The 19,980-nt window shown below is 58.6% G+C and carries 16 protein-coding genes and 1 pseudogene; 4 read left to right on the forward strand and 13 right to left on the reverse strand.

Features of this window, described 5'->3' with window-relative positions; genetic code table 11:
* Positions 1 to 29: 29 nt before the first annotated feature.
* Positions 30 to 568 (reverse strand): annotated as a pseudogene (locus tag LHFGNBLO_RS17605) (ATP-dependent DNA ligase); the annotation flags it as partial.
* 94 nt (positions 569 to 662) lie between these two features.
* On the opposite strand from LHFGNBLO_RS17605, the gene LHFGNBLO_RS17610 reads away from it, so the two are divergent.
* The 3 genes from LHFGNBLO_RS17610 to LHFGNBLO_RS17620 are packed head-to-tail and all read left to right on the forward strand — an operon-like array spanning position 663 to position 3,833.
* Complete coding sequence (locus LHFGNBLO_RS17610; protein WP_258609378.1) at positions 663 to 1,541, forward strand: ABC transporter permease; 879 nt, start codon at positions 663 to 665, stop codon at positions 1,539 to 1,541.
* 3 nt (positions 1,542 to 1,544) lie between these two features.
* Positions 1,545 to 2,777, forward strand: a complete 1,233-nt coding sequence (locus tag LHFGNBLO_RS17615; RefSeq protein ID WP_258609380.1) for an ABC transporter ATP-binding protein — start codon at positions 1,545 to 1,547, stop codon at positions 2,775 to 2,777.
* A 12-nt stretch (positions 2,778 to 2,789) separates the two neighbouring features.
* Entirely contained in the window at positions 2,790 to 3,833 is a 1,044-nt protein-coding gene (locus LHFGNBLO_RS17620; RefSeq protein WP_258609382.1) for a polysaccharide pyruvyl transferase family protein, read from the forward strand.
* A 42-nt stretch (positions 3,834 to 3,875) separates the two neighbouring features.
* On the opposite strand, the gene LHFGNBLO_RS17625 is transcribed toward LHFGNBLO_RS17620, so the two are convergent.
* From LHFGNBLO_RS17625 to LHFGNBLO_RS17675, 11 genes are all read right to left on the reverse strand, one after another.
* Positions 3,876 to 4,841: a glycosyltransferase gene (locus LHFGNBLO_RS17625; protein ID WP_258609384.1), complete on the reverse strand. Its 966-nt coding sequence runs from the start codon at positions 4,839 to 4,841 to the stop codon at positions 3,876 to 3,878.
* The gene (locus LHFGNBLO_RS17630; RefSeq protein WP_258609386.1) at positions 4,838 to 5,716 is read right to left on the reverse strand and encodes a glycosyltransferase family 2 protein; all 879 of its coding nucleotides are present in this window, start codon (positions 5,714 to 5,716) and stop codon (positions 4,838 to 4,840) included. The genes LHFGNBLO_RS17625 and LHFGNBLO_RS17630 overlap by 4 nt, the downstream gene beginning before the upstream one ends.
* Entirely contained in the window at positions 5,709 to 6,710 is a 1,002-nt protein-coding gene (locus tag LHFGNBLO_RS17635; RefSeq protein WP_258609387.1) for a polysaccharide deacetylase family protein, read from the reverse strand. Before LHFGNBLO_RS17635 ends, LHFGNBLO_RS17630 begins: the two co-directional genes overlap by 8 nt.
* The gene (locus tag LHFGNBLO_RS17640) at positions 6,707 to 8,266 is read right to left on the reverse strand and encodes a bifunctional glycosyltransferase/class I SAM-dependent methyltransferase (RefSeq protein ID WP_258609388.1); all 1,560 of its coding nucleotides are present in this window, start codon (positions 8,264 to 8,266) and stop codon (positions 6,707 to 6,709) included. Before LHFGNBLO_RS17640 ends, LHFGNBLO_RS17635 begins: the two co-directional genes overlap by 4 nt.
* On the reverse strand, positions 8,263 to 9,360 hold the full coding sequence (locus tag LHFGNBLO_RS17645; RefSeq protein WP_258609389.1) for an NAD-dependent epimerase/dehydratase family protein: 1,098 nt from the start codon (positions 9,358 to 9,360) through the stop codon (positions 8,263 to 8,265). The genes LHFGNBLO_RS17640 and LHFGNBLO_RS17645 overlap by 4 nt, the downstream gene beginning before the upstream one ends.
* The gene (locus tag LHFGNBLO_RS17650; RefSeq protein ID WP_258609390.1) at positions 9,357 to 10,457 is read right to left on the reverse strand and encodes a Gfo/Idh/MocA family protein; all 1,101 of its coding nucleotides are present in this window, start codon (positions 10,455 to 10,457) and stop codon (positions 9,357 to 9,359) included. The genes LHFGNBLO_RS17645 and LHFGNBLO_RS17650 overlap by 4 nt, the downstream gene beginning before the upstream one ends.
* Positions 10,441 to 11,433: a glycosyltransferase family 2 protein gene (locus LHFGNBLO_RS17655; RefSeq protein WP_258609391.1), complete on the reverse strand. Its 993-nt coding sequence runs from the start codon at positions 11,431 to 11,433 to the stop codon at positions 10,441 to 10,443. The genes LHFGNBLO_RS17650 and LHFGNBLO_RS17655 overlap by 17 nt, the downstream gene beginning before the upstream one ends.
* Positions 11,430 to 12,362, reverse strand: coding sequence for a glycosyltransferase (locus LHFGNBLO_RS17660; protein ID WP_258609392.1), 933 nt, complete (start codon positions 12,360 to 12,362; stop codon positions 11,430 to 11,432). Before LHFGNBLO_RS17660 ends, LHFGNBLO_RS17655 begins: the two co-directional genes overlap by 4 nt.
* 58 nt (positions 12,363 to 12,420) lie before the next feature.
* Entirely contained in the window at positions 12,421 to 13,392 is a 972-nt protein-coding gene (locus LHFGNBLO_RS17665) for an NAD-dependent epimerase/dehydratase family protein (protein WP_258609393.1), read from the reverse strand.
* Position 13,393: 1 nt separating this feature from the next.
* Entirely contained in the window at positions 13,394 to 14,584 is a 1,191-nt protein-coding gene (locus LHFGNBLO_RS17670; RefSeq protein ID WP_258609395.1) for a glycosyltransferase family 2 protein, read from the reverse strand.
* 411 nt (positions 14,585 to 14,995) lie between these two features.
* Positions 14,996 to 16,240, reverse strand: coding sequence for a polysaccharide biosynthesis/export family protein (locus tag LHFGNBLO_RS17675; RefSeq protein ID WP_258609397.1), 1,245 nt, complete (start codon positions 16,238 to 16,240; stop codon positions 14,996 to 14,998).
* A 580-nt stretch (positions 16,241 to 16,820) separates the two neighbouring features.
* On the opposite strand from LHFGNBLO_RS17675, the gene LHFGNBLO_RS17680 reads away from it, so the two are divergent.
* Positions 16,821 to 17,933, forward strand: a complete 1,113-nt coding sequence (locus LHFGNBLO_RS17680) for a glycosyltransferase (protein WP_258609399.1) — start codon at positions 16,821 to 16,823, stop codon at positions 17,931 to 17,933.
* 153 nt (positions 17,934 to 18,086) lie between these two features.
* On the opposite strand, the gene LHFGNBLO_RS17685 is transcribed toward LHFGNBLO_RS17680, so the two are convergent.
* On the reverse strand, positions 18,087 to 19,970 hold the full coding sequence (locus LHFGNBLO_RS17685) for a Wzz/FepE/Etk N-terminal domain-containing protein (RefSeq protein WP_258609401.1): 1,884 nt from the start codon (positions 19,968 to 19,970) through the stop codon (positions 18,087 to 18,089).
* Positions 19,971 to 19,980 lie beyond the last annotated feature (10 nt).

The raw sequence follows: 19,980 nt of genomic DNA on the forward strand, positions 1-19,980 counted from the left end.
GCGGGCTTAATTGCCCCCGCTCTGGCGATCTAACCGATCTGCTCGAATGTGCATTGGCGAGGTTTCTTGTCGGGCCGCCAGCGCAACAACTTGGTGCCATGCCGGAAACGGTCGCCGTCACGTGATCGAGACGAACTTCCACGACCAACTCAGGTTTCAAAGGCTCCCAATGGCCGCTGCGTTCCGTGCTCCAGCGGCTCGGTCCGCCCGGCGCCTTGCCCGTGAAACCCGGTTTGGCACGAAGGCTTTCCAACCGTCTTGTAAGGGCCGGCCTTGCCTAGTTGTCGATGGTCGACGTGAAGCCGACATCGTCGAGCTTGCCCTCCTCGTCGTAAAGCCCAAGCAAGAGAAAGCCGACTTCACGACGCTCGGCCAAGTAGCAAAATCCGCCGACGACGCAATCGGCCGTACGCATTCTTTCCACCTTGATCATCGCGTGCTCCCCAGGCCGGTAGGCATCGCCAAGCAGCCTGGCGACGACGCCGTCGGTCGAACCATCGCCGGCGTCCTTCAGCCATCGTGCGGCGGTCGCCGCATTGCGGGTAAATTTCGAAAGATGAAGCTCAGGGCGCCGCGATGAGGCAAAGAAGGCTCCCTGCGCATTTTCCTGGGACAGACTTCGGAGAAAGTCCTGATTGCACTGCGCGGAAATGTAGGCCTCAATGGGCCGTCAAGTAAGCAGGGACGCCATCATAGTGTCGGTTCGGACAGACCCGCAACCTGCAACTGTTGAGACGGTGATCGATCCGTGCCGCAAGCGGCGGCTGATCGACCTTTCCGAGCTTTGGCGATATCGGGAAGTTGTGTTCTTCCTGGCCTGGCGCGATTTCAAGGTCAAATACCGCCAGACTTATCTGGGTGTGCTTTGGGCAATGCTGCAGCCCCTCGTTGCCATGTCGGTCTTTAGCGTCTTCTTTGGCCGACTCGTTGGCATCTCATCAAACGGCGCGCCATACCCGCTGTTTGTCCTTTGTGGGCTCGTGCCATGGAATTTTTTTTCGCGAGCGGTTGGCAGCATGACGGGAAGTCTTGTCGGCAACCAGGAACTGGTGAAGCGCGTCTATTTTCCGCGTCTGATCATTCCCATGTCTGCTATGGCCACGTGCCTGACCGATATGATCGTCGGCTTCGCTCTTTTGTTCGCTGCGCTGTTGGCATTCGGAAGCTGGCCGGCACCGCAGGTTCTCTTCCTGCCACTGTTCGTGCTCGTCATGGCAGCGTCGGCGACGGGGCTGGGAGTGGCACTATCTGCGATCAACGTCCGCTTTCGCGATGTGGGGTATCTCGTGCCGTTCAGCCTCCAGATCGTTCTGTTCATGACCCCGGTTGTCTATCCGGGCAATCTCGTGCCCCCCTTCTGGCGGCCACTCTACAGCCTGAACCCTATGGTCGGGATAGTCGAAGCCGTGCGCTGGAGTGTACTGGGCACGCCCGCCGATTGGGTCATGATCTCGATATCGACCCTCTCCTCACTGGCCCTTCTCGTTGCCGGACTGGCTATTTTCTCAAAGTCCGAACGCGCGTTTCCGGATCTGATCTGAGCAATGACCGACACAGTGATTCAAGCCACCAATCTCTCCAAGGCTTACAGACTGGGGGTGGCGAACAACAGCTTCCCTACCTTGCGGGACGCGCTGGCCAGCGGCGCAAGGCGAATCCATCACAGGAAGCCAGATTTGGGCCGGCGCAACAGTGGAGACGATCAATTCTGGGCCCTGAAGGACGTCTCCTTCGAGGTGCGCGCAGGCGAAGTCCTCGCCGTGATCGGACCCAACGGCGCGGGAAAAAGCACAATTCTCAAGATACTGGCGCAGATTGTGGAGCCGACTTCCGGTCGCGCGACGATACGCGGACGGCTGGGAGCTTTGCTGGAGGTCGGCACGGGGTTCCATGCGGAGCTCACCGGTCGCGAGAACATCTATCTCAACGGAGCGATACTCGGCATGCGGCGCGCCGAGATCAGATCCAGACTCGATGAAATCGTCGATTTCTCCGGCGTCGAGCCGTTTCTCGACACGCCCGTCAAGCGTTACTCAAGCGGTATGTACTTGCGGCTCGCCTTTGCCGTGGCGGCGCATGTCGAGCCCGACATCCTTGTCGTAGACGAGGTGTTGGCGGTCGGTGATGCGGCATTCCAGAACAAGTGCATCGGCAAGGTGGGGCAGATCGCGCAGACTGGCCGCACGGTCATCTTCGTCAGCCACCAGTTGTCCGTGGTCCAGAAACTATGCAACCGGGCGATCCTTATCGGCGACGGCATGATCAAGGCAGACGGCCCCACTGCAAAAGTGATCGAAACTTACCTTCGGACCATCACGGACCAGGCCGCGGAGGATCTCGCCACTCGCGCCGTCCGCTCCGGTCGCGGGCGGGTTCGCTTGACGGCGATCGAGATCGAAGGCGATGCGAGCGTCCCGACCTCCGGCCAGCGCACTCGTTTTCGTTTCCGTGCCGCTGGCGACCGGTCGCTGGTCGATTGTTCTTTCACAATCTACGACGAGTTCGGTGATGCCGTGACCTCATTCGACTCTGCCGAGCATTCTGACGGCGAGCTCGTCGGTGACAGTTTTGTTTGCGAGTTCCAGCCCTTCCTGCTGCGTCCCGGCCGCTATCGCATCAATGCCGCGCTGACATCGCGGGATGGTGAGCTCGAGGATCGCGTCGAGGGTGCGGCGACCTTCGATGTGCAGCCGGGCGTCCTCGGCGGACGGCTGGTCAATGCAGAGCCAGGGTACGGCAGCATGACGATGCCTCACCGCTGGACCAGGGGAACGTAGGCTAGGATATCGATGAAGATACTGGTGGCCGGCTGGTTCAGTTTCGCACGCGGGCACGCCACGGCCGGCGACCTGTTGTCACGCGACGTTCTTTGCCGATGGCTCGACGAAAGATCCATTGCCTACGATCTGGCGACCGATCCGCCCTTTGCCGGCGGCTTAAACTGGCGACTGCTCGATCCTGGCGACTATTCCCACGTGATCTTCGTTTGCGGTCCGTTTGGCCGCGGCGAATTTGAAGCGGAATTCCTCGGGCATTTCGCGCGATGCCGGCTCATCGGGCTGAACTTGTCGATGGACCTCCCGTTGGACGAATGGAACCCGTTCGATCTGCTGATCGAGCGTGACAGTTCAGCCGTAACCAATCCGGATATGGTCTTCACGGCGCGGCAGGATCTTCCTCCGGTCGTCGGCGTCTGCCTCGTCGAGGAGCATCCGGGAGCGGAAGTCGCGCGCACCAACGCGGCGATCGCGAAACTGATCGAAGCCCGCGAGCTCGCCGTCGTTGGCATCGACACCCGGCTCGACGTCAATGAGGGGGGTCTGCGCACCCCCGGAGAAGTCGAAGCGCTGATCGCGCGAGTCGACGTTCTCATTACGACGCGCCTGCACGGCCTCATTCTTGCCCTGAAGAATGGCGTGCCGGCGCTTGCAATCGATACGGTGCCGGGCAGCGGCAAGATCGCCAAGCAATGCACCCGGGTTGGCTGGCCGAACGTGCTCACGCTGGACCAGATCGACGAGCGGCAACTAGCTCAGGCGCTGGATTTCGCCTTGAGTCCCGAGGCAAAGCGGTTGGCAGGAGAGTGCGCGTCGGGCGCCGAGAAACTCCTGCTTCAAACCCGCGAGCGGCTGTTGGACAGCCTGACCGGTGACGAGGTCGAGGCCTCGTTCCGCGCCCGTCAATTGCCCGAGCGAATGGAAGCGTTCAGGGCCGGCCTTCAGCCCGTCCGCGATTTGACAGCCGAACGGAACGATGTGGAGACGCCGCCTACGGCCAAGTCGTGGAGACGCAGGGTTGTCCGGGGAGCTTTCACCATGCTTCGTCGAGGATGAACGAGCCTGGGGCGTATCGCTGACGCACTCACCAATTGGTGGTCACGATCTGTTGACGCTCCCGGTCATCAACCTGTAAAGGCGAGCAAGTTTTCGCGCAAAGCGATGACGAAGCCGCGCGAGCTGCATTGCGGCTTTCAATGAAAGCCGATCGGCCTTGTTTCGAACGGTTGGCTCGCTGGTGTAAGGCGATCGCGCGAGGCGAATTGCGCGATCGAGCTTCGGATCCTTTATCCCGCTTTTGACAACGTATTCGGTGAGCCAGTCGAGAAAGGGTGCGCGGGCCGCATGCGAGGCCATGCGATCATAAAGGCCACGCTTGGCCGCATCGGCCGACACCGAGCCGGAGTGCTGCCGATAACGCGAAAGACAGATTGGTGTGACATAGGCCGGGTAGCGCAAAAACAGCTTAACCCACAGCGCCTGGTCCTCGTAGAGCCGGAAGCGTTCCTCGAAGCCGACGACAAGTTCGATGGCACTCCGGCGAACCAATACGGAACAGGTGCACGGAACGTGACCATCCTGCATCAGCAGAAGCCGACTTAGAAGCCGCGGAGGTTGATGCAAACGGCCGGCAAGCCCGTCCGTCGGCTCGATCCAGTCGGGGCTCTCACCGTCTGGATACCACCATCTCGTCGGCCCGAAGATCATTGCGGCTTCCGGGTTGGCATCGGCTGCCGCCAGAACCGTCTCGAGCATATGCGGTTCGTACAGATCGTCTGCATCCAGGAAGGCAAGCAAATCGCCGCTGCTGGCCTCTATTCCGGCGTTTCTCGCTGCCGCGGCGCCACGCTTGGATCCGGGAGGCCTGCGCAGCACCTTAATTCGGGGATCGGTTGCCGCAACATCATTGGCGATCTTGACACTGTCATCCGTCGAGCCATCGTCGACTAGCAAGAGCTCCCAATCCGTAACCGTCTGGTCCCAGACGCTGGCGATCGCTTCGCCCAGAGTTGCCTCCGCATTGAGGAAGGGGGTTATGATCGTCACCCGCCGCAGGGAAGTCATCGTTGAAGCCGTCTCTTGATACTTCGCTTGTTCGCTTTCCAGGTTTCGCGCGCGCGCACTTTCCAGATAGCGGAACGAATGCGCAAAGAGGCGCCCTGATCCGCCATCACGCCATTCAGCCACTTGAGAAACGCGATACGCGCGGCCTCGTCAGCGCCTGCCCTGGCGGAGGCAACCGAGCAGCTGTCAGCGTGCTGGCGGTATTTTGCCCAAATGCGGCCGGATACGTAGACGGGTGCGAATGCGAGCGCCTTGGCAAAGAATGTTTGATCTTCGAACATCAGGCGAAAGCTGTTCTCGAATCCCCCAAGCGTTGCGAACAAGCTTGAACGCATCAGGGCATTACAAGTTGTCGGCGTCTGGACCTCATTCTGCAGCAGGAGCTCCAGCAGCATCGGTGGCTCATAACGGGCGTCTGGTTCGACGCCGAGCGGGTAGTGGAAGTCAGCACGATCAGCAGCCTCATCCCAGCTATACCAGATCAGAGTCCGGCCATAGATCATGCCTAGCGCCGGATCGCTTTCCATGATGGAGACCTGTTCGGAAAGCTTTTCGGGTAGCCATGTATCGTCTGCGTCGAGAAACGCGACGTAGGCGCCGCGCGCCTCCGCCAGCCCAAGGTTGCGCGAGGCACTGATACCATGATTGCGGTTGTCGTGATGAGACAATAGCCGAACCTTGCCCGGCAGGCGCTGCTCATAGCCGCGTATGATGGTGGACGACTGGTCAGTCGAGCCATCGTCGACAACGAGGAGTTCCCAGTCGACGAAGCTTTGACCTACAATGCTATCGACAGCTTCCCGGAGATACCTCTCACCGTTGAACACGACTATAATTGCCGTGACACGCGGCTGTGCGCCTGAGTTGTCAGCCATGGCATAGCACCATGCGCCGAAAGTCAGCCTCATCCCAATCGGCGACCGTGACGCGCGGCAGTCGGAAAGGGTCGACGCGAGGCTCGGCTTCACGCGGCAGGGCGGTTACTGCGTAGTCCATGCCGGCAGACCTTACGGCGTTGGCGGTGCTGCCATTGAAATCTCCAAACGGATATGCGAATCCCACCACCCGACGTCCGGTAATCTCCTCGCATTCTTGGCGGCTGCCCGAAATCTCGCGTTTTAGATCGTCCCGTTTCAGCAGCGGCAAGGATGGGTGCGTGCGGGTGTGGGCGCCGATCGAAATGCCATCGATATCGGCGAGCTGCCGCAGCTCCGAATGCGTCATGGCGCGATCGCTCCCTCGGGGACTGGCGTCGGTTCCTGCCCATCTTGCAAGCCGCTCCAGCGCCTTCTCGCGTTCGTGTGCTCTCAACGGCTTCAGCAGTGCGTGCAAGTCGAAATGGAGCTTCGTGCGGTTGATCGCGTTATTGGAGTCCGCCTGCATTGCGTCCTTCCCCACGCGCCAGTCATAGTTTCGGCCAGCGATCTCGATCTCCAGAGCATTCGGGAGAGCTGGCGTTTCCAAAATGATGCGGGATAGAATATCCCACCAGAACACTGACGGATCGGTGATCGCATGGGTGGTGACGAAGACAGTCGCAGGACAGTTCATACGCCGCAGGATCGGCACGCCGTTTTGGAGGACATCCGCGTAGCCGTCGTCAAAGGTGATTGCCACCGCATTTCTCGGTGGCCGTCCCTCGCGAAGCCGTTGCGCCAACCATTGCATGGGAACAATGTCACGCGCTTTCGTCAAGACTTCGATCTGGCGTGCGAAATTTTGCGGCGAAACCGCGAGTTCCCAGGGATCGACGGGCGGTGCTCCGACGCGGTGATACATCAGCACCATAGGTCGATTGAAACCGGCAAGCAGGCGCGCCCCTTGCAGGAGTTTGCTGACAGTTTGACGCGCAGTCACGGCGCCGCTCATCGCCTGAAAGCCCGCGCCGCGACTATTACCGGACAGTAGGGGTCGTTCACATCAAGTAATGCCGAATTCAGCTCATGTTCTGCCAGGCCGTAGAGGAAGCCCGTAGCAGAATATGCATTTCCATAGTGACTGACTTCGACGTTCTTCGCCCCGAACCTGTCCGACAGAACTCGCCTTAGGGCAGCCGGAGTAATCGACCAGTACCAGCTCTCGCCCCATTCTCCCCTGTCAATCGGGCTGACCCAAGGGACTGTAATCAGGAGTACGCCTCCCGGCTTCAGGATCCGCCACAGGGTTGCGACCGCAGCGGGTAGATCGAAAACAAGGTGCAGGGTCTGGGTGAGCACGATACAATCGAAGGTCTCGGACGGCAGATCCTCGCCGTTCGCCAGATCACCCACGAAGCTTGTCAACGGGTGGCCGTCATAACGGTTCAGAACATCGCTTGTGGTAACCCGACTGCCTCCGAAACGCATCGTATAGGCGTTGTCGCCAATCTCCAGGACCCTTCCGGATATGTTCAACGAACAGGACGCGAGGAAAGTCTCGACATAGCGGCGGTCCACTGGCTTGCCGCGATCAAACCCGAACTCCGTGCTGAAGGGTACGGTACGCTCGAGGTCACCGAACCGGGCGCTCGAGCGGTGCCGACTTGAACGGCGCCTGATGCGATGCCGGAGCATCACGGCGGTCTGCAACGGCGCTGCAAGCGCAACGGCGATCATGCTGCTGAATTGACCGGCGACTGAAGAACGGGATCGAAGCGCTGTACCAAGCTGTGCCAGTTGCAGGTCCGTATAATGGCACTTCCATTTTTCGACACCCTGACGGTAGGCGGCCGCCCAATCAGGATTGGTCTGCGCGACGTTCCGCTGCCGGCGAAGGACCTTCAGCGCCGCGCGCAACATCATGGGATTGCTCTTCGACATATTCCTTGCGTGCCGACGGTAATCTGCGAGGTATTCCGCAGTGCAGGCAATCTTGTTCGCCCGTGATAGGCGAAGGTAGACGTCGTAATCCTCGCAAGCCCGCAGTGACCGGTCAAATCCGCCGGCGGCTTCCAATGTCCGACGGCGATAGAGCACCGTCGCATGCATTCCAATCAGGTTGCCGGTCAGGAACCCTGGATACGGGTCCGCGCCGGCCCACCTCAGTGGCACAGTATTCCTGACTGCACCGGCCTCGTCGATGTCGCGGTAGGCACCGTAGACCAACGCGCAATCGGGATTGTCGTAAAACAAGGCAAGATTGGTGGCGAGCGCCACCGGGCGCAGCCTGTCGTCGGCATCCAGGAAGGCAATGAATTCGCCGCGCGCTGCCGTCATCCCTGTGTTACGGGCAGCGGCCAAACCCTGGTTTTTTTGGCGGATGTAGTGGACGTCGTCATATCGACGAACAACACTTTCGGGATTGTCCGACGACCCATCGTCCACAATGATGATCTCATCCGGCTTTACGGTCTGGTTGCGGACGCTGTCGATCGCTTCGGCAAGGAACCGCGCATGATTGTAGGTCGTGATGACAACTGAAACGCTGGATGCAGCGGGGCGGGTCATCTCTCACCCACTCCGTTTCGGCAGGTCGGGTAGCCGGCAAAGGTCAACCAGCCGACCGATCGCCGACATGCTTCCTCGAAGCTGACAGCCGGCTGGTATCCGAGTTCATGCTCGGCCTTGCGCCATGGAAGTTTCGTCTGGCACTGGTGCAACAGTGCACGCTCCTCCGATACCATGACCGTTGGGGCCGTAGTCGCAGCGGTCACTTTGCGTCCTGCCTTGCGCCACTCGCCGTAGCCTGCCTTCACTCCGCTGCGAACAGGCCCTGGCAGGCTTCCGACAAGCCGCCGATATCCTCCGCTTTCCTTCAGTCTTTGTTTCCAACTCGGAGCAAACGACAATGGCGCTGAAGTCGAAATCGCGGCCAGGTCGAACCCCAGGGCCTCAGCGATCGGTCGGCAAAGATCTGCCCAACTGATCTCTTCCCGGTCTCCGATCAGATAGGTTCGCCCAGACGCCTCGGGCACTTGGATGGCAAGCTTGATCGCGTGAATGACATTGTCGACATAGGCGCTGTTGCAGATACCACGGCCGCCATCCACCAAGTAGGCGGACCCATCAATGAGCTCGTCGGCAAAACCCCCGGTCCAACGGGAGCGTGGGCCAAAGACAATTCCAGGGCGCAGCACCACTACCTGCACCGCGCCATCGCGTGACAGTTGCCCGAGTCGACGTTCGGCATGAACCTTCGCATTGTTGTACTCGATCGTCTGATCGTCATGCAGCGCGCTCGTTTCGTCCGTCCCGAGCGGCGGCGACTGGCCATGAACGGAAGCGCTGCTGAGATAGATCAGACGAAGCACGCCGGCAGCGGCGGCTGCACGATAGACGGGCTCGATAGCATCGACGATCATGCGGGCATCACCGGCAACTGCATGTACGACGTACTGACAGCCTGCAAAGGCCGCGGTAAGAGCCTGAAGATCACGCGCATCCGCCACCATTGCGTCAATCGCAAAGCGAGACAGACTGGCCAAAGCATCCGGCCTGCGAACGATCGGCCTCACATTCGCCCAGCCGGAAAGTTGCAGTAACTCCACTGTACGGCAACCTATGAAGCCGTTGGCGCCAAGCACTGCAACAGTGCCAGTCATTGTCTGGTCCCAGCGCAAGCAGCGACATGGAGCAATTCTTCCGGACCGAGCCAGGGCATGTCCATCAGTTTCCGTCTGGCATAGCATCCCTCGACCAGATCGAGCACCTTGCGCCCAGCACTGGCCGGCACGGAAAGGGGGACCCCATTTCGGACCGCATCCACCAAGCCCGAAATCTGATCGCAAAATGCATCGACAAAATCGCGCGACCGGCCGTCGGCATTGGTGAAGGAGGCGAAACCTGTCGTGCGACTTCCATTCAAGGCGACCTCCACAGTCTCGGTCTCATTGACTGTCCAGGAAATCGAGCCACGTTCGCCCTCAAGGCGGTACAGATTCGGGCGAGCCCAATCCCGGCTCAACCTGACTGTCGCGTCGAAGTCGCCAAAACGCAGCCGGACAAGGCAGTTCGCCTCGACGCCGCCCATTGCGTCATCGGCGTAGTGGATTTCATCGGGTTCTCCAAACCACCAGGTCAGGAGGTCAAGGCAATGCGTGCCGATATCCTGAAGCACGCCACCACCGGATTCCGCGAAACTGAAATAGCTCATCGAAGCAACCGGCCACTGGAAGGAGCCGCCCTCAAAACAACTGACGCTTCGTAACCGTCCGATCATTCCGGCCTCCAGCATGGCCTTTATCGACCGCGTCGCTGGGAACTGCCTTCTGACGAGCCCTGTTGCCACATGAAGATTGTTGGCTGCCGCTGCCGCCAGGGTACGATCCGCTTCGGAGCTGCTCGTGGCCATCGGCTTTTCGCACAGAACATGCATCCCGGCTTCCAACGCCTGTATCGACTGATCAGCATGATATCCAGGTGGCGAAGCAATGATCGCGATATCGGCGTCCATCGCCAAAAGGCCGTCGAAACTGGCCGCAACCTTGGCTGAGGGCAGTCGTGCCTGAACGAGTGCGGCCTGCTTCGCATCTGGATCGAATATCCCTGCGACTGCAACTTGGCCTCTGCTTTGCAGGCGTGAAAGCGCTTCCGCATAGTACAGCTTTGTGACGGCGCCACATCCGGCCAAAACGAGCCGGACCGGTTCATCTTCCCGATGACCTGCAGGCCGCTGCTCGGTTTCAGCCAGGATGGACAATCCTGCCTCCCTGTCTTGCAACGAGCCGCAGCATTCGCCCAATTGTCTTGAGTGAGGGATCGAAGCGGAACGCTTCGCTCATCTGCGCCAGGCAGCCAGCCCAATCACCGGCGCCGAGCAGTCGCCGCGCAGTATCGAGAGCGCTTAGCGCATAGGTCCGTCGGGCCGACGCAGCGACATCGTCCGCAAGCTCGGTTGGAAGATAGCTCTTGAAAATATCGATCGCCATTCGCGTGTAGGCCATGTCCTCGGCACTTCGGATATGGCGCCCTGTGTTCGACTGGGGGTGCATCCGATAAAGTGCAAGGGCCTGCGGTTCGTACCAGACAGGAAACTGAGAAGCGATACGGACCCACATCTCCCAGTCTTCACTGCATTTCAGCCGCCGGTCGAATGCACCGAGTTCTTCATAGACCGCGCGCCGCACCACGATTGATGGCGTCATGATATGCTGTTCCAGCGCCAGTCGAACCGCCGCATTCTCGAGCCGTCCGGGGCTTGACTGCATTGCAGGCGGGATCGACAGCTCCTGTCCGTGGGCATCCATGAAGATCGCCCGACAGAATGCCGCGCCCGTACTCGGGTCCGCATCGAAGCCTCGTCCGAGCAATTCGTAGAAGCCGGGGCGGACAGCGTCGTCGCCGTGCAGGAGATGTACGAGTTCGCCCTGGGCACGTTCCAGGCAGGTATGGAAGTTGCCGATATGCCCTAGATTCTGCGGCTGGTGGAAAAAGCCAACGCGGTTCCTACCGATTTCATTCAAGACTCTTTGCGGATCATCGGACGAACAGTCGTCAACCACCTCGATTTGCATCTGAGCCGGGCCGGGGTCCTGCGCCAGCACGCTTTCCAGCGTTGCGGCAAGAAAGCGGGCGCAGTTATAGGCGGGGATCATTACCGACCATTTCGGGCGAGCAGCCTCGCGTGGCAACGGCGAGATCGGATCGCGATACTCGAAGTCGTGGACCGCAGTCATCTCTGGAGCACCGAGGACTTCAAAAGGTGCAGCCCCAACCTGGCAATGTCGCGTTTGGGCACCTCACGTGCGACACCACCGCCGCGAAGGCTCCGCAGGAAGCACGATCTGGCCGATGGCAAATCGCCTTCTACCAGATACCGCATTGACCATTCATAGAAGTAGCGGGAGCAGCCGCCACGCGCAGAATTTGCCCCTTGAGTGTCCATGACCTGCGCCATGCGCCGGTAAAATCCCTCGATCGCATCCAGCTTGGGTCGAGTTGGCAGTGCCGATACGAGTCCGCCCGGATGCAGACGGTAGACACCTGCTACCTCGTCGACGAAAGCGAGATCTGCTGTCTTTGCGCAAAGCACATACAGCGGCCAGTCAGTAATCGGAAAGAAATCAGCATACCACGACGGCACGTTTCGAACGCACGCGGTTCGCATCATGCCGGCGCAAGTTGCGAAAGGATTGCCTTCCCAGATATCCCTTTGTGTCACGATGGGTTTCTGGTCCGCCCGCGTCCATCGCGTCGATGTGACCTCATCGCCATCTGCCACGACTGCATTATAGAATATTGCGGAGAGTTCCGGGTGCGCGTCGAGATGGGCCGCCTGATCTTTCAGCTTGGTTCTGGATGTCCACAGGTCGTCGCCATCGAGGATCGAGACGTAGCGCCCACGCGCCACCCGGAGTCCCCTCGCGACGACTTCGTTCGATCTCACATTGCTGCCGGAATAGATCGCCGACAGCTTTTCAGGATGGTTGGAAACATATCGCTCGACAATCTCGCGGGTACCGTCGGTCGAAAAGTCTTCACTGATCAATATCTCGACATCGAAATCGGCCTCTTGCATGAGAGCGCTGTCGATTGCGGCCGCCACGTAGCGTGCGTGATTGTAAGTGACAATAAGGACGGTCACGCGAACCGTTGATTCATTCACCTTCCGCTCCGCAGTACATGCCGCCGCCTAACTCAAATCATGCCGATCATTGCCGGCTCTAGATCGCATGGGTTGCCCTCATTTGCGTAATTCCACCGTTGGCCTCAAACCAGCGCAAGGTGCGCACGAGACCCTCTTCATAGGGCACTTTGCACGACCACCCAGGCAGGATTCTTCGGCACAGTGTCAGGTCAGGACGCCGGTTGGTCGGATCCTGTGGCGCCGGCTCATCATGAACAATTGTCGTTCCGGGAATGAGGCCAGCAACATACTGCGCGATCTCAAGCACCGAAATTTCGCGGTCGTTTCCTACGTTGACTGCTCCTACATGATTGAAGTTCTCCAGCCAGAACAGCCGTTCGAGCCCATCGACAATATCGTCGACATAACCCCAGCTGCGGGTTTGGAGACCATCACCATGAACGACGATCGGCTTGCCGGACAACGCATTAGCGATAAAGTTGGAAACAGCACGCCCATCATCGGCTCGAGTGCGCGGACCGTAGACGTTAAAGATCCTGGCAACCCGCACATCGACGCCACGGACACGGTTACTCTCGAAGAGGAGCGCCTCGGTGCAGCGCTTGCCTTCGTCGTAGGAAGAGCGCGGGCCGGTACAGTCCACTGAGCCCCGATACGTCTCGGGCAGCGGGTTGACCAACGGATTTCCATAAACCTCGGAGGACGACGCAAAGCAGATTCGCCCACCCTTTTTGAGCAGCTTCAAAAGCCGCACAGCGCCAATCAGATTTGCTGAGATGGTCCGCTCGGGCTCCCGCATATAGACTGGCGGCGACGCGGGCGACGCAAGATGGAAAATCTCGTCGAATTGGAAATCGGATGTGAAATGCTCCACCTCGCAGCGGACCATCACTAGGCGATGATCTTGGGTATGATCGACGTTTTCTGCCCTGCCGGTCCATAGGCTGTCGACCACAACCAGCATGGCCAAATCGTTTCTTTTGAGCAGGCGGTCGACCAGGTGCGACCCGATGAATCCTGCTCCTCCAGCCAACAACAGCTTCTTCATCTCATGTCTCGAGGGGACGTAGTAGGCTGCCGGAATTAGTGTCCTCGTTGGGCATTGCAAGCGTCCCTTGTTCAGGAGGCCACGTCAAATAGGCTCCGCGTGGTCCAAGTTTCTCGTCCATTACAGCAAGATTGCTGAGCCCCACGCGGCGGTTGGCATGCTCGGCCGAATCCGCAAACTCATGAATAGAGTAGTTCCAAAAATTTCGTCCGATCTCCGAGCTGCGGTCCTGGGTTTCCGGCTGCGGAAGCACTCGCTTCACCTCGCGCAAGAAAATCTCTGCGATTGCTGCAACCAGTTTCGCGAACTGCACAGGTGACCGGAAGAGCATTTTGGTGCAGTGCCTGGCGACCGCCGCAAATCGGCGCGTCATTAGCCCAAGCTTGGCAATCTCGACATCGGTACGGAACATCGCATCCAGCAAGTCCGGCTTCACCGCCTCTGTGCAGCGGGCAAGTACGCTTTCGAGCACCAACCGACGCGAGATGAGCATTCGCACGAAATCTGCCGACATATTCCCTGGGGTTCGGCGATATCCGACAAGATGCTCCTCAACGGCGCCGAAGCGGTATTTCGAGGCAATGCTTTGTTGGATGAAGAAGTCCTCGCAACCCTCTGCACCGCTCTCGCGCAATCGCGAGGAGTAGCCACCCATTTCGAAGAGAACATCGCGCCGAAACATCGCCGAACTGCCGTTGCCGATGAAATTCTGTCCGAGATGCTGCATGAACACCCATCCATTCGGGTGCCTCCGCTTCGGCGTCATGATCACCATATCATCGGCATCAATCGTCCGGTAAAGTGTATAGACAAGCCCTAAATCATTGCCAGCCGCAGCGAAAACACGCAGTTGCTTTTCGAGCTTGGTCGGGTGCCAGAGGTCATCGGCGTCTACGGGCGCTATAAAGGTGCCTTTGCTTGCCCGCAACCCCGCATTCCGCGCCGACGCGACGCCACCATTCTTCTGTTGGAGCAACTTGATGCGCCCGTCGCCATCAGCCAGTCGTCGAACGATCGATGCTGTTCCGTCGGTCGAACCATCGTCAACGACTATCATTTCGATATTCCTATGCGTTTGGGCGAGCACGGACGCCAAGGTACGCTCGATGAATGGTTCCGCGTTGTAGGCAGGGATGATAACCGCCACGAGCGCGTGGGCAGAGTGTTGTGAATTGCCTGGCAGCTCCGCCATCCCCCTATTCACGCCCGAACGAAGAGCACTGGGATCGCCCCCAGAACGGCTGGAAATGATCTTGGGACAATTCATCAATAAGACAATCAAGCAGCCTAAAGTTCGCAAAGACCTGATGAGAGATTGACGGACAGAGTGCCATCTGAACCCTTCTCCGCTGGTGTGCAGGCGTCCGCAAAAACCACTGAATGTCTTTGTGTTTCAGCGTTCTTCGTTTGCTGCTATCCGCCGCAACGCTCGGCACAGAGTTGCTGGGATGGGTCGTTCACCGCACATATTAGCTGAAACTACTATTCATGCCAAGAAGCTGAAACCGGGCGATATAGCGACGGCGGCGGGCTCTATCTCCGCGTAAGAAAAGGCGAAACCAAGTCCCGGGCCGTCGCCCGCCTATAATACATATTTAGCTAGCTAGTTCGCGACCGCCGCTCCTGGCGGGGCCTGCAGCGTAATTGTGATGGTGTCACCCGGAGCGAGCAAGGTATCTTCAGTCGCCCCGGTCGTCTCTGCCTGTCCTTCATTGGAACGGGTTACACCTATCGTAACCCGCCGGCTCCCTTCGGCCACAAGGTCGCTGCGCAGCTGCCTCACATAGGCGATTTGTTTGGCCAACGAATCCATCTCAGCGCGCATTTGCGTCATCGCCGCGCTTTCGGCCTGCAAGTTAGCCAGCAGGTCAATTTGACTTTGGTCGGCAAGCTTCTCAAGGCTTCGCTGCAAATCGCCTTGGTCGCGTTCAAGTCGAGAGATCTCAGCGTTGGTTTGCAAAGCGCGGGTCGCTGACAAGAGCACCGCGCGTTGAGCATCGTTGACCCTGGTGATTTGGATCAGACCTTTTTCGAAGAGCTTCTTGAGGCGAAGAAGTTCCACCGCATCCGCTGCCGCGCCCGCTTGATCCGCCTTCTGCTGCTCCTTCAGGTAGCCCATCCGTTCCGCCGCTTTGGTCGTGGCCAACTTGATTGAAGCGCGCTCCTTCTCCTGATCCGCATAGAGAGCTTCAAGATGCTTCTGCTCCTGCTGCAAAGCTTCGTTGCGACGAGGTTCGAGGCTCGGGTCACGTTCGGTCTCCGCAACCTCAATCGCCATGGCCCCGCTCAGCTGCGTCTCTATCCGAGCAGCTTTGATTTCGCTTTCCTGATACTTGATGCGCAGAACGTCAAGGCGACCGCCAAGCTCCGCCACTGTCAGTTCAGGGTTTTCAAGCTCACCACGACCGAGCTTATAGCCGCCGCCAGCCGCCACAGCTTGTCGGACAGTCATTCCTGGTCTGAAGGCCTGAGTCCCCGGAGAAGCAATGTCCCCGTCAATATAGACGGGTCGGTATTCCTCAATATCAATTATGATTTGATCTGGGTAGAAATTAGTCCAACTCTCAGTGCCGTCGGCGGATCGTTGCGGAAGGGACTTCGGTTTTAGAACCTCGATTACCTCCTTGCGAACATCCTCTATTGTCTTCTGGAGAACGTCTAGCGGGCCTAAGACCGGCAACACAATTATACCGCTCTGATCGATAACAGCTCGCTTTTGCATCTCGGGATAGCCTATCACAGCGAAGCCGATCACGTCGCCAGTCTGCAGACGGTACTTGTCGACATGGTGCTGCTCAGCTAGGGCAGGGCCGTTCGACAGATTCGCGCAAGCGAACCACACAAACATGCACGCGGGCGCGGCGCAGCTGCCTGCCCGCCACCGCGCCGATCTATTCGACATTTGCGCTCACCCAATTCAGCCCCTTGTCGCAAACCATTCAATGGATTGAGCAGTTACGGATCGAGCAGGATATCAGCCGCTCCAACCTGTCATGAAAATATCGAGTTCACTGTGCCCTCGGTCACAGCGTGTCTGACCGATATACCTCACTTATCCCAGGTAAAGCTCGGTACATAAGTCGTCCAGGCGGAAGAGTCGGACGGGATCGGCGTGGCGGACCGAATAGCTAGCGTCGTTCCCGCAGGCCTATCGTTGAAGTTCTGGCGTGTCGCGGCAGGTGAGAGGGACACCTATCCCCGGTCGGGCAGAACCATGGTGCTGGACAGCGGCTGGCAACGCAGCCCTTCGGGTTGATTGTTTTCGGCCTGCGTCGCGCAGGCAGTGGAGATAAACAAAGCCATAGGGTCGCGCCAAGCCGCACCACCGGCCCTCTCACCGCAAGCGGCGGAGAAGTCCGCACAAGATCGGGCAGCTATTTGCGATAGTAGATATGAGGTGCAATATAATTGGAGCGCTTCACTATCACATGCGAATTCTTTACTTCATCTACGGATTCGATCCCGGTGGCGCCGAGCACGGGTTGCTCACCTTGTTGCGAGCAGGATTTTTCAACGGCCACCAGCTGAAGATTCTCGCCTGTTGCCGTGGTCGCGGGGGGGCTCTTGCCGATGAAATTGCCGCACAGATCGGAGAGCACAATTTTATCCTGACTTCGCAGAGTGAAGAGACTTCCTTGCGCAATTTCGTAGGCTCGTTCTTTGTAGTATTACGCCTCATCTGGGAGTGGCGGCCGGATATGGTTGCGTTGTCACTCAAACAGGCCAATCTCCTGGGACGGCTTGCTGCGATGTTTGCTCCTCGGCTGCACTGCGTTTCATTTGAACACACCGCCCGCTACCGCTACCGCTCCCGACGCGCCGCAGGCGTTTATGGCCCTGTGCTCAAAGCGCTGTCCTGGCGCGTCGACGAAATCTGGGCTGATTGCGAAAGTACGCTGCAAGAGACGCAAGCATACTTCCTGCCGCGCAGGCGCCGGTCGCATATCGTGCCTCTGTTTTGCTCCGATGAGGCTTCCAGCCACAAGCGCGACTACGCGCTTCACACACCCTTGCGCCTTGCTGCTGCCGGACGGCTTATCCCGCTGAAGAACTTCGACCGCCTGATCGAAGTCATCCGAATGCTGCAAGACCGCAGCGTTTCTGCAAGCCTCGATCTTTACGGCGACGGGCCGGAACGGCAGGCGCTTACGCGCAAGGCGGATGAGCTCGGCGTTGGAGATCGTGTGCATTTCCATGGCTATGTCGCGAGCTGGTTCGAGCTGGCCTGTGAACATGACGTGTTCATCAACCTGTCCGATACGGAAGGGTTCTGCATCGTCGTCGCCGAGGCGATGCTTGCCGGCCTTCCGGTGATCGCGACCGACGTCGGCGGTGTCCGCGATTACGGCAAGGATGGAGAGAATATGCTGAAGCTTACTGTTCCCTCAGCAGAGATGGCGGTGACGCAAGCACTGATGTTCGTGGGCGATGAAACGCTCCGCAAGAAGATTGGAATGCAGGCACGACAGGATATGCTGCAAGCCTATTCGCAGCGGGCTTTGCGTGTCCGCGCTATGGCGGTGTTGGGCGACGGAATGTAAAGACCGGCAAGGGACGGGCCGAGCATTCCGATCCTTGAACACCGTCTCCACCGACGTCTTCGTGTTGTCGTAAAATGATGCGCGCATACTCCGCCCAAGAAGGCGAACGCCCAGTCTTGTGCGTAATCTGTTTAAGACAAAACAATGCTTGCTCTATAATTGCGTCTTGTAATATCCACCATAACGTTCACTGTAAAATTCGGCACTGCCGAATTTTTGATACAGTTTGATTTTTTTGATATCGACCTTGTTAAGTAGAACGCCGATACATTTCTCCGCAAGGATCGGATTGTTGTTGAGGCTTTCACGCACGAAGGTACGAGCGGTCACGCCCCATTCAACAACCAGAACAAGGCCGTCGAGGTGCTGGACTAGGGACCTCGCGTCCGCGACTGGAGCCAACGGGGGCAAATCAACGACGACGTAATTGAACGCAGAGCCCGCCTTGAGCAGAAAGTCGCCCATTTTCTCGATAGGCTGCACGGTCTTTGCGAGCTTTTGTTGGCTCTGGTTCACGCCGGGCAGGAACCTCAATGGCAATGATTGATGGGCCAGCAAATCTCTCGCATTGAAGTCTCCAGCCAACAGGTTGGCCAGGCCCCGTTCCCAGCCGTTGGCTAACATAGGGGACAAGCCCGGATTGTGGATGTCGGCATCGATCAACAGCGTCCTGCAACGCTGCATAGCAAGAACCATCGCGAAATTGGCCGCAACCAGCGACTTCCCTTCTCCCGGCAGGCAGGAAACGATTCCGATCGCCTTGGTGCTCTTCCCTGGTAACTCGACATCAAAAGCGACTTTCACCGTTCGCATCGCTTCAGCGAATTCCGAGCGCGGATGTTGCTCTACCCAGTTGAAAGCGCTGTGCCCCACCTCAATGAATGACGGCTCTCCGGCCGCACAATCACGCTTGTTCCGACGAATTGGCTTTCCGTCCAGCAACGGGATCATTCCGAGCGTGTCGAGTCCGAGCTCATCGCGCACTTGACCCCTCGTGCGGAAAAAGCGCTCCCGGTACTCCCGAATTGCGCCCACACCGGCGCCAATCATGCCGCCGAGCACGGCGCAGATCGCCAACGTAACAATGCTGTTGGGAGAACTCGGTCTGCCGGGGTATGATGCTCCCGAGATAATCCGCGCCTCAGTCAACGCCACCGAAAGGTTCTGCAGGCTCGCTTGGTGCTGCTGCAGGACCTGTTCATATTGTGACTTGAGGGAAGCCGCTTCAAGTTCGAGCTGGCGCAAGGTAACCAGCGTTTCCTTGGTCAGCGTAGTGTCGGTTCGGAACCTGTGGACTGCGAGCTCGGCGTCGACCGATCGCTTGCGCACCGTCTCGACTTCTTCCGCCAAGGCAGTGCGAGCCCGGATGATCGACTCATCTTTGGCTCCAACCTGGTCAGAGATATAGATTGCAGCATACCTATTGGCTATTTTTTGCGCCATTTCAGCGCTAGGCGACTGAAATTGGATTTGCAGAATGTAAGAATCGCCTACGCGAGCTACCGTTAAATTTTCAGCCAGAATGCCTAATGCTTGCCATTGAGGATCTCGCCCTGGCGCCGCACTCGGTTTCACCGGCGCTCCTCTATCGTCGGAACTGGCAATGGATGACCGCACCACCGAAGCGACCGATCCTCTGAGATTGTTGAGCAACGAATACGGAGCTGACAAAAAAGAGCGATCGGTAGCAAGACCGAGGCTATCAACGACCTTTAGCCCGATCCGGTCGGAACGCAACAATTCGACCTGACTCAGCATCATCGGGTCAAGCTGTGTGGAGCTTCCGCTCTCTGTTAACTTCGTCACGACGGATGGCTGGTTCTTGTCGATCAGGATTCTAGCCGTCGACTCGTATAAGGGCACCTCGGCCGCAAGGTACGCCAGCCCCAGCACAAGGCCTGCTAGCGCGCATGTAAGGACGAACCTCAACTGCCGTCGCGCTGCCGCCAGGAGCGTTTCGACATCAATCGTTCCCGACAGAGGATCGCCGAATATGAAGGCAGCATCCGGGTGCCGATTTTCAACTTCGCGGAGCATACGCCTTCAA

Source organism: Mesorhizobium sp. AR10, from assembly GCF_024746795.1.
Classification (GTDB): domain Bacteria; phylum Pseudomonadota; class Alphaproteobacteria; order Rhizobiales; family Rhizobiaceae; genus Mesorhizobium.